A 14,035-nucleotide genomic window follows, 5' to 3' on the forward strand; every position below is an offset into this window, starting at 1 on the left:
GCACGGAAGGTGCCGGCCGTCGTCGTCCCCTGGAGTTTTTGTACACCTAATGCCCTTAAAAGCCCTCCATAAGGGCTTTAGCTGTACAAAAACTCCAAAGCATTTTGCACTTTTAGTCCATGAGTGCAAAACTTTACTTTGTGAGCAATAGTGCAAATACCGACGGCGGTCTTCGCGAGCGCAAGCGCGCCGCCACTCGGCTGGCCATCACCGCAGTCGCGAGAACCTTGACCGCTGAACGCGGCCTGAATGGCTACACCGTGGAAGAAGTGTGCGAAGAGGCCGGTATCTCCCGCCGGACGTTCTTCAACTACTTCCACTCCAAGGAAGACGCAGTGATCGGAGCTTTCTCCGATGACCTGCCCCAGGATGCCTTGGATGAGTTCAACCGTGATCCGGAAAGGCTGCCGGGCAGTATCTCCGCCACCTTGCTCGCCGCCCTTTACCACCTCACGGTGGGCATCGTGGAGCGATCCACCATCAGCCGCACCGAGATCCTCCAACTGATCGCTGCCATCAAGGCCGAACCCCAGCTACTGGGCCGCATGACCTTGGAGGGTGAGGCAAGGGAACGGCAATTCATGGAGTTGATCGCCGCCCGTGAGGGCCTCTCCCCCGAGCATCCGGAAGTCGTCATGGCTTCGGTGGTTTTCGGCGCTGTTTCCAAGAAAACGTCCCATCAGTTCTTCTCGGAGGACAACACCCGGCCTTACCGCGAGCTCCTGGACCAGAACCTCGCCGCAGCCCGGAAACTCTTTTCGCAACCGCTGGACACCACTCCTGCACAGACACCGAAGGACCCCGCATGAGTACACTCTCGAAAGCAGCCGAGCCGTTGCTGCTGACCCAGAAGCGTATCTGGATCATCTTTTCGGCACTGATCGCAGGCATGCTCCTGTCCAGCCTGGATCAAACCATCGTCTCCACGGCCATGCCGACCATCGTGGGCAAGCTGGGCGGGGTGGACCACCAGGCATGGATCACCACGGCCTATCTCCTGGCCACGACCATCGTGATGCCAATCTATGGCAAGTTCGGTGACATCCTGGGGCGCCGCAACCTGTTCCTGGTCGCCATCGCATTGTTTACTTTGGCGTCCGTGGGCTGTGCGTTTGCCACTGATTTCTGGGGCTTCGTCATCTTCCGCGCCATCCAGGGCCTCGGCGGCGGCGGCTTGATGATCCTCTCGCAGGCCATCATCGCCGACATCGTCCCAGCCAAGGAGCGCGGGAAGTACATGGGCCCCCTGGGTGCCATCTTCGGCCTCTCTGCCGTCGCCGGCCCCCTGCTGGGCGGATTCTTCGTGGACCACCTCACCTGGGAGTGGGCGTTCTACATCAACATCCCCATCGGCATCGCTGCGTTCATCACTGCCTGGTTCACCCTGACGCTGCCCAACAAGAAGGCCGAAAAGAAGATCGACATCCTGGGTGTCATTTTTCTCTCCGCTGCCACCACCTGCCTCATCTTCTTCACGGACTTTGGCGGCAAGAAGGACGAGGGTTGGGATTCTCCCCTTACCTGGGCCTTTGGCGCCGGCCTGGTTGTCGCGGCTTTCGCGTTCGTGATGGTTGAACGGCGTGCCGAAGATCCCATCATTCCGCTGAGCCTGTTCAAGAACCCCATCTTCATCAACGCAACGGCCATCGGCTTCACGCTGGGCCTGGGCATGTTCGCCGCCATAGCTTTCGTCCCCACGTTCCTGCAGATGTCTTCGGGTACCTCCGCTGCCGAGTCCGGACTGCTGATGCTGCCGATGATGGTGGGCCTGATGGGCACCTCGATCTACTCCGGTATCCGCATTTCCAAGACCGGCAAGTACAAGCTGTTCCCCATCCTGGGCGCGGCAATGACGATAGCCGCCATGCTCTGGTTGACCACCCTTGCCGCGGAAACGCCCATCTGGGTTATCTGCGTCCAGCTCTTCATCTTCGGCGCGGGCCTGGGCCTGATCATGCAGGTCATCGTCCTGGTGGTGCAGAACTCCGTTCCCGCTGACCAGATCGGTACGGCCACCAGCACGAACAACTATTTCCGCGAAGTAGGCGCATCGCTGGGCGTCGCCGTCTTCGGTGCCATCTTCACCAACCGTTTGTCCGAGTCACTGACCCAGGCCTTCACGGGGGCGGGCGCCTCGGCAGAACAGGCCTCGCAGTCCACCAGCACGCTGGATCCCCAGGCACTGGCCCAGTTGCCCGAACAGTTACGCGATGCGATCGTGAACGCCTACGCGAACTCGCTGGCACCGGTGTTCTGGTACTTGGTTCCGTTCATCGCCATCGCGCTCATCCTGGCCATCACGCTGAAGCAGATCCCGCTCTCCGATACCGCCGGAATGGTGGCACGCGGCGAGGCCATCGGAGGCGCCGAGGCCGAGCAGCTGGAGGCGGAGAAGCTGGAGGCCGGGCACCGCGAATCGGCGCAGCTGGAAACCAGCCAGTAAGGCTCGGGCTAGTCCTCCACCTGGTACGCCACGGCGCCTTCGGGCTCCGTGGCGAGCCTGATGGCTTCCAGGTTTCCGGCGCTCATCTCCGGAAGGTCGTCCAGGGCAAACCACCCGACGGCCAGCGATTCGTCGTCGTTGACCCGGGCGTCTCCAGAGACGTAGCGGCAGCGGAACGTGATGTCCAGGAAGTCGCACACGTCCCCGTTGGGAAACGTCACCGGACCTACAACGCCGACGCCGACGATCCGCTCGGTCTCTGCCACCACCGCTGTTTCCTCGAAAATTTCGCGGACCAGGCCGGGGGCAGGATGTTCGCCCGGTTCCAGCATTCCGGTGATGAGCGCCCAGTGCCCGTTGTCGGCGCGCTGTCCCAGCAGCACCCTGCCGTCGTCGTCAAAGACCACTCCCCGCACAGCGGGCAACCACAAGGGGTCATGGCCTATTTTCTCCCGCAGTCTGAGCACAAAATCCGGTGCACCCATGGTTCAGCGTTCCTCACACGATTGATCGATCCTGCCGCGGTTGCAGCCTTGCTGACAGGCTAGCCTCAAGCGGGCAGCAGCACCATTGCGGCGGCCGCTCCGGCCAGCATGAAGGGGCCGAACGGGATGGCCGAGCCCAGGGTGCCCCTGCGCGTGGCAAGAATGGCAAGGCTCCACAGCCCTCCCAGCAGGAAGGCCGCGAAGGTTCCTGCGATGATGTGGCTCCAGCCAAGGTAGCCCAAATAGAGGCCCAACACTCCGGCCAGCTTCACATCGCCGAAGCCCATGCCTGGCGGGTATATGAACCGGAGGATGAAATAGAAAAGCCAGAGGACCGCCCCGCCGGCTGCTGCCGCCAGGCCCGGCACCCCGAACAGGCCAGCCGAAGCGGCGTCACGCGTGCCTGCCCCGGGCATGGATGCCAGGATCGCCGCGGCCAGAAGCAGTACGCCGGCCACGCCGTAGGCCGGGAGGACGATCCGGTTTGGCAGCAGGTGGCTTCGGACATCGATAACGGTGAGCCTGACCGCCATCACCACGAAGTACACGCAGGCGGCCACCACCAACCAGAAGCCCAGCGGGCTGGCTGTCCAGAGCTCGGAGAGTCGTCGGATCACCTTCGGATGCTATCCCGTTTTGGGCGTCCGGCCTGCTTGAACGCGTGGGTAAACTGTGGATATGGGGCGCTACAGTGCAGATGTACCGGGCTTTGACTTGTCCTCCACATTCCGGAATCTTTGCCGCTCTTCGCCGTGGAAGTGGACCACCCTGCGGTTCGAGTACCTTGAGAGGCCAAGCACCGGCGCCAATATCGTGCGTGCGTGGTTGCGGCGTCCGGGTGCGCTCCGCCTTGAGACAGCTGATGGGCAGTTGCTCCACAGCACCACCGGCATCAACGACTCCCGGGACGACATGTACGTCAGCGCCACGCGCCGCTCCTGGCTGCTTCCGGCGCACCTGGTAACCCCGGTGTACGACGACGCCGGACTGGTCCGCAGGCGTCCCGAGGCAGCCTATGGTGAGCCCTCCTTTGGCAACGGTCGCCTGGCCGCCGCCCTGGATCCGGTCGAACTGGCAGGCAATGCACCCGTCCCCATCGAATTCCCGGACACCAACCGGATATTTTTCGAACCCCCGCGGGAAGTGGACCACGAAGGCCGTCCTGCCTTGGAAACCGTCGTCACACCCAGCCGCACCTACGTCCCCTCCGATCCTGCCCAGCCCCTGGTCCATCCGGGGAGGACGCTGATCCGGATCGACGTCGGGACAGGGGTCTGCGTTGCCAGCCAGAGCCTGGATGGCGACACCTCGGGCACGGGCCACTGGTTGAAGATCCTAGGCGTTGATGAGTACATGCTCGATGACCTGTTCCTGGCGGAATCGATGAACCTCACGGACGTCCGTCGCCACATTCCCTGGGACGTAGGGCCGGCGGCCTGACCACCGGCACAATCCGGGCTAAGCTACGGCGATGACATCGCTGGCAGAAATATGGCCCCCGTTCGGACTCATCCTCACCACCCCGAGGCTCACCATCCGCCCAATTCTCGACGACGACATCCCCGCCGCCGTGGACGCGGCCCGCTCCGGCGTCCACGAAGCCGGCAAGAGTCCGTTCAGCAATCCATGGGCGGAAATGCCGCACGCAGAGCTGGCACCGAACATGGCTCAGTGGTACTGGCGCTGCCGCGGGAATTTCACCAAGGATTCCTGGACCCTCCTCCTCGCGGCCTGGCACGAGGACGAGTTCCTGGGTGTGCAGGACCTCGGAGCCAAGAACTTCAAGACGCTCAAGACGGTCAGCACGGGTTCCTGGCTCAAGCAGTCAGCGCAGGGCCAGGGCTTCGGCAAGGAGATGCGTGCCGCCGTCGTGGGCTTTGCTTTCGACTATCTGGACGCGGAAGTCGCTGAATCCGAAGCCGCCGTTTGGAACAGGCAATCGCTGGGTGTCTCAGCGAGCCTCGGCTACGAACCCAACGGTCTCTTACGCGACAACTGGGGCGACAAAGTCGAAGAAGTCCAACGGGTCCGCCTTACGCCGGACACCTTCAAACGCCCCGACTGGACCCTCAAAGTCCAAGGCGATGAAGAGCTCAAGGCCTACCTGGGGCTTTGACGGCGAAGGGCCGTGGCCCGGCGAACCGGACCACGGCCCATAAGCCAGCAAGCCGCCTAGATCTCCGCCCCCTCCAGCAATTCGGTGACAAGGGCTGCAATAGGCGAACGTTCGGAACGGGTCAGCGTGATGTGCCCGAACAGCGGGTGCCCCTTGAGGGTCTCCACCACGGCGGCAACGCCGTCGTGCCGCCCCACGCGGAGGTTGTCCCGCTGCGCGACGTCGTGGGTGAGGACGATCTTGGAGTTTTGTCCGATGCGGCTCATGACAGTCAGGAGGACGTTCTTCTCCAGCGACTGTGCTTCGTCCACGATCACGAAGGCGTCGTGCAGCGAGCGCCCGCGGATATGGGTCAGCGGGAGGACCTCGAGCATGCCGCGGTCCATGACTTCTTCAACCACTTCCTGGCTGACCAGTGCTCCCAGGGTATCGAAGACGGCCTGTGCCCACGGGTTCATCTTTTCGGATTCGGATCCTGGAAGATAACCGAGCTCCTGGCCGCCCACTGCGTAGAGTGGCCGGAAGACCACCACCTTGCGGTGCTCACGGCGTTCCAGGACAGCTTCCAGGCCTGCACAGAGTGCCAGCGCAGACTTTCCCGTGCCGGCCCGTCCACCGATGGACACGATGCCCACGGAAGGATCCATCAGCATGTCGATGGCAAGCCGCTGTTCGGCCGAGCGCCCGTGGAGGCCGAAGACGTCCCTGTCGCCCTTGACCAGGCGCACCTGCTTGTCCGCTCCGACGCGGCCCAAAGCGGAGCCCCTGTTGGATAGGAGCACCAGGCCTGTGTTGACGGGAAGTTCGGCTGCTGCCGGGATAAAGACTGGTTCGTGGCCGTAGAGCGAGGTGATTTCGTCGTCGTTGGCTTCTATCTCGGCCATGCCGGTCCAGCCCGAGTCCTTGACGAGTTCGTTGCGGTACTCATCCGCCTGAAGTCCCATCGCCGAGGCCTTGACCCGCATGGGAAGGTCCTTGGAGACAACCGTGACGTTGTGGCCCTCGTTCGCCAGGTTCTTGGCCACAGCCAGGATCCGGCTGTCGTTGTCGCCTCCCCGGAAACCTGCCGGAAGCACATCCGGGGAAATGTGGTTCATCTCAACCCTGAGAAGGCCGCCGTCTTTCCCCAGCGGAATGGCTTGGTCCAGTCCCCCGTGTTCGATCCTGAGGTCGTCCAGGAGGCGCAGGGCTTTCCGGGCGAAGTAGCCAAGTTCGGGATCGTGGCGTTTTCCTTCGAGCTCACTGATGACCACGATTGGAACGATGACTTCGTGCTCCGCGAACCTCAACAACGCGTGGGGATCGGAAAGCAGGACGGATGTATCGATCACATAGCTGCGGCCCGTGGCGGACGCTGCTGCCCGCGCTTTTTGTGGGACCCGCTTGGCGCGAGAGGTAGCTGCACTTTCCCCGTCGGAAACCATAGCGGACAGTTGCTCAGAAATAGCCACATCGACTCCAGCCCCGGGCGGTCGCCCGGCCTAATGGTGAAGCGGCTCGGCCGGAAGGCCGGGCGTGGCCTCCCATGTAACTGGTGCGATGTTCCGCTCCATGTACTGGCCTCCCCGATCAGCGGGCGGTTTTGCCTGCTGATGGGATTAACGTAATCCCGGACACATTCATTTCCGCAATCCATCGTCGGCAAGTCGCATGTCCGAATCGTTAATTTTCCGTGAACCGCCCCGGGGCTAGGTTCCGTACCGGCGCTGCCGCCCGGCATAATCCCTGAGCGCACGCAGGAAATCGACCTTGCGGAAGGCCGGCCACAAGGCTTCGCAGAAATAGAACTCGCTGTAGGCGCTTTGCCACATAAGGAAGCCGGAGAGGCGCTGCTCCCCCGAAGTGCGGATCACCAGGTCGGGATCGGGCTGGCCCCGGGTGTAGAGGAAGCGGGAGATGTCATCCACCGAAAGTTCATCTGCCACCTCGGTCATGGTGCGCCCCTTGGAGGCGGCGTCGTGCAGAAGTTCCCTGACGGCGTCGACAATCTCGCGGCGGCCGCCATAGCCAACGGCGACGTTGACGTGAATCTTTTCGTGGACCGGCGTGCGGGAGGTCAGCTTGTTCAGTCGCTCTGCGAGGTAGTCGGGAAGGAGTTCCGGAGCACCCATTGCATGGACGGAGACGTCCTCGTCCTCGTCCAAGCGGTCCATCGTGTTGGCGATGATGCCCATGAGCAGGTCCAGCTCTTCACCGGAGCGGTTCATGTTGTCCGTGGAGAGCATGTAGAGCGTGACAACCTTGACGCCCAGCTCCTGGCACCAACCCAGGAATTCGTGGATCTTGTCCGCGCCGGCCTGGTGTCCCTGGCTGGTTGGCGCATTGAACTGACGCGCCCAGCGGCGGTTGCCGTCCACCATCACACCGATATGCCGTGGGATCTGGTCCTGCTTGAGCGAGCGCAACAATTTGCGCTCATAGAAGCCGTAGAGGAAACCGGGCAGCTCCACCGGACTCTCACCTGACTTCCTTGCTTGTACGACGACGCACATCCAAGGCTACCTTCCCAAGGTGCCGAGCCGGTGCAGCAGACGGTCAAAATCCGCTCGACCCTTGTTACCAGAAAGTAACTTACCGGAACGTAGGTTATTCTTGAACCATGGCCGAGCTCCTCGAAACCAAGCCCCTCTGGCGCGGCTGGATCCACGCAGTTGCCGCTCCTTTTGCGCTGGCGGCAGGGATCATCCTGGTAACAGTCGCCCCCACCCCGGACCGGAAAATTACCTCCGCCGTGTATGCCCTGACCGGCTTCCTGCTGTTTGGCGTCAGCGCCGTGTACCACCGGGGAAACTGGTCCCCCAAGGTCCGAATGCTCCTCAAACGGCTGGACCACACCAACATCATGCTGGTGATCGCCGGCAGCTACACGCCGCTGGCCTGGTCACTGCTGGAACGCTCCGAGGCCGTGACCTTGCTTTGGCTCGTGTGGTCCGGAGCAATCGTGGGAGTGCTGTTCCGGGTGCTGTGGACCCACGCGCCGCGCTGGCTCTACGTACCGGTGTACATCGCCCTCGGTTGTGGGGCCCTGTTCTACCTGCCGCAGTTCTTCGCCGCAAACGCTGCAGCGGCGATCCTCATTTGCGTCGGCGGCGCCTTGTACATTGCCGGTGCGGTGTTCTATGCACTCAAGAAGCCGAACTTCAGCGTGCGGCATTTTGGCTTCCACGAGCTGTTCCATGCGTTCACGGTGCTTGCCTTCGCTGCGCACTTCGCGGCCATCATGATGGCAGTACTGAGCTAGCGGGCGCCGGGGCCCTCAGAGCCGTTGGCGCCTCGGGTCTCATCCCCGTCAGCACCGTTTTCCCCGGGCACACCATCGGCCTCCGCGGCCAGGCGGGCCTCCTCCACCTGGGCACGGTAGCGAACCCGGCGGATCCTGCGGACCATGTCCACGATCAGGAAAGTCGTCAGGATCACGATGAAGGCCGTCAGGACAAATCCCCACGTTCCCGGCGTGACCTGATCCTCGGACAGGCCAGGCCGCAGCGTGCCCGTGGGATCGGGCGACGGAGTCACGGTCAGGGCGAGAATCAAGTGGTGCACGGTCAAACCTTCTGTGGGAGCTGGTGCGTACCGGCTGGCGAAACGTAACCGGGATGCTGGTGGATGGCCGGGTAATTTCTACAAACGATAGAAACTACCAACATTCCTATCTTATCCCTGCGAACAGGTCCTTTTCCGGCAGCTCGGTGGCCACCCGGGACGTGATCAGGGTGTAGTCCTCCCATGGCCACACAGTCCGCTGGAGTTCCGGCGAAACGGCGAAGAAGAACCCCAGGGGGTCGATCTGGGTGCGGTGGGCCCGCAGGGCGTCGTCACGGACCTCGAAGTAATCGCCGCAGTCGATCTGGGTGGTGGTCTGGTGCCCGCCCGCGGGCGGAGTGTGACCCTCGGCGTCGGCCTCCAACCACGCCGCGAGCCGCTCAGCGTAAGGGGACTGCAGACCGGCCTCTTCCAAGGCGAAATGCAGGGCGCGGAAACGCGCGGGGCTGAAGGCCCTGTCGTAGTAAAGCTTGTGAGGGGCCCACGGCTCACCCATGCCGGGGTAGCGCTCAGGATCGCCCGCGGCCTCAAACGCTTCGACGGCGACCTTGTGCGCCATGATGTGGTCCGGGTGCGGATAGCCGCCGTTTTCGTCGTAGCTGAGGATGACATGGGGCTTGAACTGCCGGACCAGCCGCACCAGCGGAGCCGTTGCCCGCTCCAGTGGCTGCAATGCGAAGCAGCCCGGCGGGAGCGGAGGCAGAGGATCGCCTTCGGGCAGGCCGGAGTCAACGAAGCCGAGCCAGCGCTGCTGGATACCCAGCACCGCTGCCGCTTTTGCCATTTCCAGGCGGCGTGCGCCGGCCATGTCGCGTTTGGGGTGCGGTGCATCCTCCATGGCCGGGTTCTGGATGTCTCCACGGGATCCGTCAGTGCACGTGGCAACCATGACCTCCACGCCGGCGGCTGCGTACATCGCCATGGTTGCCGCGCCCTTGCTGGACTCATCGTCCGGGTGGGCATGGACGGCGAGCAGCCGCAGCTGCTGGTCGGAACTGCTGGACGCTGTCACGTGACGGCTCCTCTTTCGTGGATCTGGCTTCATGGATCTGCCGCGGACGGCGGCAATGAGCCGCCGGGATCGGCACTAAACTGGACGGGTGACTTCAGAGGACCTTTCGGCCACCCAAGTACCGGCAAGCACCAGCCTAGCCAATCGCTACGGCGGTCAAAAGCGCGCCATGACACGCAAAACCAAGCGGAACATCATCATCGCCGTTTTGGTGGTTGCCATCGCGTTGGCTGCCTATGTGGCAACAGGGTCCGCGCAGGCTCCGGTCACCTTCAAGGACATCGGCTACAGCACCGTTGACGACACACAGGCCGAGGTGGATTACCAGGTCACCAAGTCCCCCGGCGCGACGGCGAAGTGTGCCATCAAAGCCCTGGATTCCAAGTTCGCCGTCGTGGGCTGGAAGGTAGTGGAAATCGGCGCCAACGAGCCCCAGGACGACCCCGACGGCGGCAGGACCACCGTCCAGCGGACCACCCTTCGAACAGAGTCCCCCGCCGTCTCCGGTGTGGTGGACAACTGCTGGATTGTAGGCAGCGGGAAATAACAAAGGTGTGACCCACGGCTCAACCGGTTTGGGTTCGTCCAAAGGATTTACTACAATGGATGAAACCTTCACCCCGTTAAGTTGGTTACTGAGTTTTACGAGTGGCCACCTCGGCGGGGTCTTTTGCATTGTCAGATCTAGAGGAGAAATCCGTGTCTACCACCAACAGCGCCACTGCGGCTTGGCTTACCCAGGAAGCTTTCGACCGCTTGAAGGCTGAGCTGGACCACCTTTCCGGCGCTGGCCGGGCGGAAATCGTCCAGAAGATCGAAGCTGCCCGCCAGGAAGGCGACCTCAAGGAAAACGGCGGGTACCACGCAGCCAAGGAGGAGCAGGGCAAGATTGAAGCCCGCATCCGGCAGCTCACCGTCCTTCTTCGCGACGCCCACGTGGGCGAGGCCCCGGCCGACGACGGAATTGTCGAGCCCGGCATGCTTGTTGTTGCCCGCATTGCCGGTGACGAAGAGACATTCCTGCTGGGCTCGCGTGAAATTGCCGGAGACTCCGATCTGGATGTCTTCAGCGAGAAGTCGCCCCTCGGCGCAGCCATCATCGGCCACAAGGAAGGCGACAGCCTCAGCTACGTCGCTCCCAACGGCAAGGAAATTCCGGTGGAAATCGTCTCCGCCAAGCCGTACGTCGCCTAGGCTCCAGCAAAAGCACGACGCCGGCCGCCTCCTTCGCGGAGGGGGCCGGCGTTTTTTCGTACCCGCTTTCCCAACTGGGTCAGGCCACGAGCTTGGACTTGGGGCGCAGCAGGATGGCTGCGCTAACGCCGCCTATGGCACCGCCGAGGTGTGCCTGCCAGGAAATGTAGCCCATCACCGTAGGCAGCACCCCGAAAAGGATGCTGCCGTACGCCATGAACAGCAACACGGACAACAGGATCTGCCACCAGTTCCGGTTGAAGAATCCCCTGACCAGCAGGAATGCGAAGAAACCGAACACCAGCCCCGAAGCGCCGACTGTCACTCCTCCCCCGCCGATGAGCCACACGGTGAGCCCTGAGCCCAGCCAACTGAAAGCCAGGGCAGTGATAAACACACGGATTCCCGACAGGAACACCAGGAACCCGAAAATGATCAGCGGGAGCGTGTTGGAAATCAGGTGGTTGAAGTTTGCGTGCAGCAACGGAAAGGTCAGGATATCCAGGACGCCGTCCATGGATCGCGGGCGGAGCCCGAAGGTGGCGTTCAGGGCATGCCGCATAAGCGTGTTGAGAATCTCGATGACGTAGAGCAGGACCACGAAGCCGCCCATGAACAGCAGGCCGCCCTTCGCGCGCCCGGCCAGCGATTCCCCGGCGTCGGCCGTAGGCCCGTCAGGCATTCCCAGCACCATGCACGTTCCCCCTGTCAGTGCACCACGATGGGCTGGAAGCCTTCGGCCCGCAATGCGCCGAGGACCTGTTCACCGTGTTCATGGCCCTTGGTTTCCAGGTTGATGGTGATGGAGACGTCGCCCATGCTGATGGAGCCACCCAGTCGCGTGTGGTCCAGGCCAGTGACATTGGCGTCGTTTTCGGCGATGATGCGGGCGATCGTGGCCAATGAACCCGGCCGGTCATCGAGCATCATGCGGACCGTCATGAACCGGCCTGCGGCCGACAAACCGCGCTGGATGACCTTGAGCATGAGCATGGGATCGATGTTGCCGCCGGAAAGCACGACGGCGGTGTTCCCCGGGTTTTCGATCTTGCCGTCCATCAGTGCGGCTACTCCCACGGCACCGGCGGGCTCAACCACCATTTTGGCCCGCTCCAGGAGGAAAATAAGGGCGCGCGCGAGGGAGTCTTCGCTGACGGTGACAACGTCGTCCACGAGTTCACGGATGATGCTGAAGGGCAGTTGTCCCGGCCGTCCCACAGCGATGCCGTCGGCCATGGTGGATACCTTCTTGAGCGGTACCAGTGCGTCTGCGGCCAGTGAGGGCGGGTAGGCCGCGGCGTTTTCGGCCTGCACGCCGATGACCCGGATCTCGCGCCCCAGTTCCTTGGCGCGGGCCTTGATGGCTACGGCCACGCCAGCCAGCAGTCCGCCGCCGCCTACGCCCATGAGGATGGTGTCCACGTTGGGGACCTGGTCCAGGATTTCCAAACCGATGGTGCCCTGGCCCGCGACGACGTCCACGTTGTCGAAGGGGTGCACAAAGACTGCGCCCGTTTCGTTGGCGTAGCGCTGGGCTTCGGCCAGGGCTTCATCCACGTTGTGGCCGTGGAGGACCACTTCTGCGCCATGGCTGCGCGTTGCGGCCAGTTTGGGAAGGGCCACGCCCAGGGGCATGTAGATCCGGGCGTTGATGCCCAGGCTCTTGGCAGCCACTGCCACACCTTGGGCGTGGTTGCCTGCGGAGGCGGCCACCACGCCGCGCTTCTTCTCTTCGGTTGTCAGGCGGGCCATGCGCACGTACGCACCACGGACTTTGAAGGAGCCGGCGCGTTGCAGGTTCTCGCACTTGAAAAAGACGTTGCCGCCTACCAGGTGGCCCAGTGCCCGCGACGACTCCACCGGAGTCTTCGTAATAATGCCCTCGAGCAACTCCTGCGCCTTGAGGACATCGTCCAGGGTGACGGGCAGGGTATCGAGGGTATTCACTGACTATTCTCCTTTGTTGGTGTCGGCCACAGGAGCCTCCACAGAGGTGCTGCCTGAAGCCTTGGTCTTGCCACTGCCGCCCTTGCCAAGGCGGGATTCGGGTCCGGGAAGGTGCACTTCCCTGAAGTTGGCGTCGTCGTCCTTTGTTGCCGGAGCGGCCGCCGGTTGGAGTTCGACGCCACCCAATCCTTCATCATGTTCCCACGTCCGGCCCGCAATGTAGCGAACGGCCGTGTTTACTACGGCGAGCAACGGTACGGCGAACAGCGCTCCCGGGATGCCCGCCAGGTACGAGCCGGCAGCCACCGAGAGGATGACGGCCACGGGGTGGAGGGCCACGGCTTTGCCCATGACCAGGGGCTGCAGGATGTGGCTTTCAAGCTGTTGCACCAGCAGGACGATGGCCAGCATGATCAGGGCGTTGATCGGGCCGTTCGCGACCAGGGCCAGCAGTACGGCGATGGCGCCAGTAACAAGCGCACCCACGACGGGAATGAAGGAGCCGATAAAGACCAGGACAGCAAGGGGCAGGGCCAACGGGACCTGGATGATCGCTGCACCAACGCCAATTCCCACGGCATCTACGAAGGCCACGAACATCTGGATCCGAACATAACTGACCATGGAGGTCCATCCCCGCCGGCCGGCGCCGTCGGTGGCACGCCGCGCCCTCTTGGGCAGCAGGCGCACCAGGAAGCCCCAGATCCGGTTCCCTTCCAGCAGGAAGAAGATGAGGATGAACAGTGCCAGCACGAGGCCTGCAGCGAAGTGTCCGGCAGTGCTGCCGAAGGACAGCGCACCGCTGAGTATGCTGCTGCTGTTGTTCTGCAGGGCGTTGGCGCCGTCGGCGATATATTGGTCGATCTGGTCTGCGGTCAGGTGGAGAGGGCCATCGGCCAGCCAGGTCTGGATCTGCTGGATTCCCATGAGGGCTTCCTGCCAGAGCGCCCCGAAGCCGGAAACGAGTTGCCTGCCCACCAATGCCAGGGCGCCGGCGATGACACCGATGAAACCAAGCACAGTGATTGCCACGGCTGCCCCGTTGGGCACTTTGCGGTTGCGCAACCAGGCCACCACCGGATACAGCAAGCCGGCCAGCAGCGCAGCCACCATCACGGGGATGATGAGGAAGCTGACTTTGCCGAGCAGCCACACCAATGCGCCGATCATGAGCAGGATCAGCCCCGCCCGCCACGACCAAGCGGCGGCAATGCGCACCCCGTAGGGGATGTCCTCGGCGATTTGGCGGTCAGAACGGGTCTTGGCGTCCGGTGTTGGCGTCATGAACCCATAAT

16 protein-coding genes are annotated in these 14,035 nt (G+C 62.9%); 7 read left to right on the plus strand and 9 right to left on the minus strand.

Going from position 1 to position 14,035, the window contains the following annotated elements; genetic code table 11:
* Positions 1–140: 140 nt before the first annotated feature.
* Positions 141–809, plus strand: coding sequence for a TetR/AcrR family transcriptional regulator (locus AB0N72_RS05540; RefSeq protein ID WP_363929963.1), 669 nt, complete (start codon positions 141–143; stop codon positions 807–809).
* The gene (locus tag AB0N72_RS05545; RefSeq protein ID WP_363929965.1) at positions 806–2,443 is read left to right on the plus strand and encodes an MDR family MFS transporter; all 1,638 of its coding nucleotides are present in this window, start codon (positions 806–808) and stop codon (positions 2,441–2,443) included. The genes AB0N72_RS05540 and AB0N72_RS05545 overlap by 4 nt, the downstream gene beginning before the upstream one ends.
* Positions 2,444–2,451: 8 nt before the next feature.
* Here the strand turns inward: AB0N72_RS05545 and AB0N72_RS05550 are convergent, their stop codons facing one another.
* Together AB0N72_RS05550 and AB0N72_RS05555 are read right to left on the minus strand one after the other, a co-directional pair.
* The gene (locus AB0N72_RS05550) at positions 2,452–2,928 is read right to left on the minus strand and encodes an NUDIX domain-containing protein (protein WP_363929966.1); all 477 of its coding nucleotides are present in this window, start codon (positions 2,926–2,928) and stop codon (positions 2,452–2,454) included.
* Between the two features lie 65 nt (positions 2,929–2,993).
* Positions 2,994–3,545, minus strand: coding sequence for an A24 family peptidase (locus AB0N72_RS05555; protein WP_363929967.1), 552 nt, complete (start codon positions 3,543–3,545; stop codon positions 2,994–2,996).
* Positions 3,546–3,606: 61 nt separating this feature from the next.
* On the opposite strand from AB0N72_RS05555, the gene AB0N72_RS05560 reads away from it, so the two are divergent.
* Entirely contained in the window at positions 3,607–4,368 is a 762-nt protein-coding gene (locus AB0N72_RS05560) for a hypothetical protein (protein WP_363929968.1), read from the plus strand.
* Positions 4,369–4,399: 31 nt separating this feature from the next.
* Positions 4,400–5,044 (plus strand): GNAT family protein, encoded by a 645-nt coding sequence (locus AB0N72_RS05565; protein ID WP_363929969.1) that lies wholly within the window; start codon positions 4,400–4,402, stop codon positions 5,042–5,044.
* A 56-nt stretch (positions 5,045–5,100) separates the two neighbouring features.
* On the opposite strand, the gene AB0N72_RS05570 is transcribed toward AB0N72_RS05565, so the two are convergent.
* Together AB0N72_RS05570 and AB0N72_RS05575 are read right to left on the minus strand one after the other, a co-directional pair.
* Positions 5,101–6,495, minus strand: coding sequence for a PhoH family protein (locus AB0N72_RS05570; RefSeq protein ID WP_363929970.1), 1,395 nt, complete (start codon positions 6,493–6,495; stop codon positions 5,101–5,103).
* A gap of 237 nt (positions 6,496–6,732) precedes the next feature.
* Complete coding sequence (locus AB0N72_RS05575; protein ID WP_363929971.1) at positions 6,733–7,536, minus strand: isoprenyl transferase; 804 nt, start codon at positions 7,534–7,536, stop codon at positions 6,733–6,735.
* Between the two features lie 107 nt (positions 7,537–7,643).
* On the opposite strand from AB0N72_RS05575, the gene AB0N72_RS05580 reads away from it, so the two are divergent.
* Positions 7,644–8,285, plus strand: coding sequence for a hemolysin III family protein (locus AB0N72_RS05580; RefSeq protein WP_363929972.1), 642 nt, complete (start codon positions 7,644–7,646; stop codon positions 8,283–8,285).
* On the opposite strand, the gene AB0N72_RS05585 is transcribed toward AB0N72_RS05580, so the two are convergent.
* Positions 8,282–8,587, minus strand: coding sequence for a hypothetical protein (locus AB0N72_RS05585; protein ID WP_363929973.1), 306 nt, complete (start codon positions 8,585–8,587; stop codon positions 8,282–8,284). The genes AB0N72_RS05580 and AB0N72_RS05585 overlap by 4 nt on opposite strands.
* Before the next feature lie 106 nt (positions 8,588–8,693).
* Complete coding sequence (gene mca / locus AB0N72_RS05590) at positions 8,694–9,599, minus strand: mycothiol conjugate amidase Mca (protein WP_363929974.1); 906 nt, start codon at positions 9,597–9,599, stop codon at positions 8,694–8,696.
* Between the two features lie 88 nt (positions 9,600–9,687).
* On the opposite strand from mca, the gene AB0N72_RS05595 reads away from it, so the two are divergent.
* On the plus strand, positions 9,688–10,146 hold the full coding sequence (locus AB0N72_RS05595) for a DUF4307 domain-containing protein (RefSeq protein ID WP_363929975.1): 459 nt from the start codon (positions 9,688–9,690) through the stop codon (positions 10,144–10,146).
* A gap of 152 nt (positions 10,147–10,298) precedes the next feature.
* Positions 10,299–10,793, plus strand: coding sequence for a transcription elongation factor GreA (gene greA, locus AB0N72_RS05600; protein ID WP_363929976.1), 495 nt, complete (start codon positions 10,299–10,301; stop codon positions 10,791–10,793).
* Between the two features lie 79 nt (positions 10,794–10,872).
* Here the strand turns inward: greA and AB0N72_RS05605 are convergent, their stop codons facing one another.
* From AB0N72_RS05605 to AB0N72_RS05615, 3 genes are read right to left on the minus strand one after another with little or no spacing between them, the layout of a single operon-like run.
* A complete protein-coding gene (locus tag AB0N72_RS05605) occupies positions 10,873–11,487 on the minus strand; it encodes a rhomboid family intramembrane serine protease (RefSeq protein WP_363929977.1) in 615 nt (204 codons plus the stop codon).
* Between the two features lie 14 nt (positions 11,488–11,501).
* The gene (gene ilvA / locus AB0N72_RS05610; protein ID WP_363929978.1) at positions 11,502–12,740 is read right to left on the minus strand and encodes a threonine ammonia-lyase; all 1,239 of its coding nucleotides are present in this window, start codon (positions 12,738–12,740) and stop codon (positions 11,502–11,504) included.
* 3 nt (positions 12,741–12,743) lie between these two features.
* Positions 12,744–14,024 (minus strand): AI-2E family transporter, encoded by a 1,281-nt coding sequence (locus AB0N72_RS05615; protein ID WP_363929979.1) that lies wholly within the window; start codon positions 14,022–14,024, stop codon positions 12,744–12,746.
* Positions 14,025–14,035 lie beyond the last annotated feature (11 nt).

The sequence above is a fragment of the Paenarthrobacter sp. NPDC089307 genome, assembly GCF_040685055.1.
GTDB lineage: Bacteria > Actinomycetota > Actinomycetes > Actinomycetales > Micrococcaceae > Arthrobacter.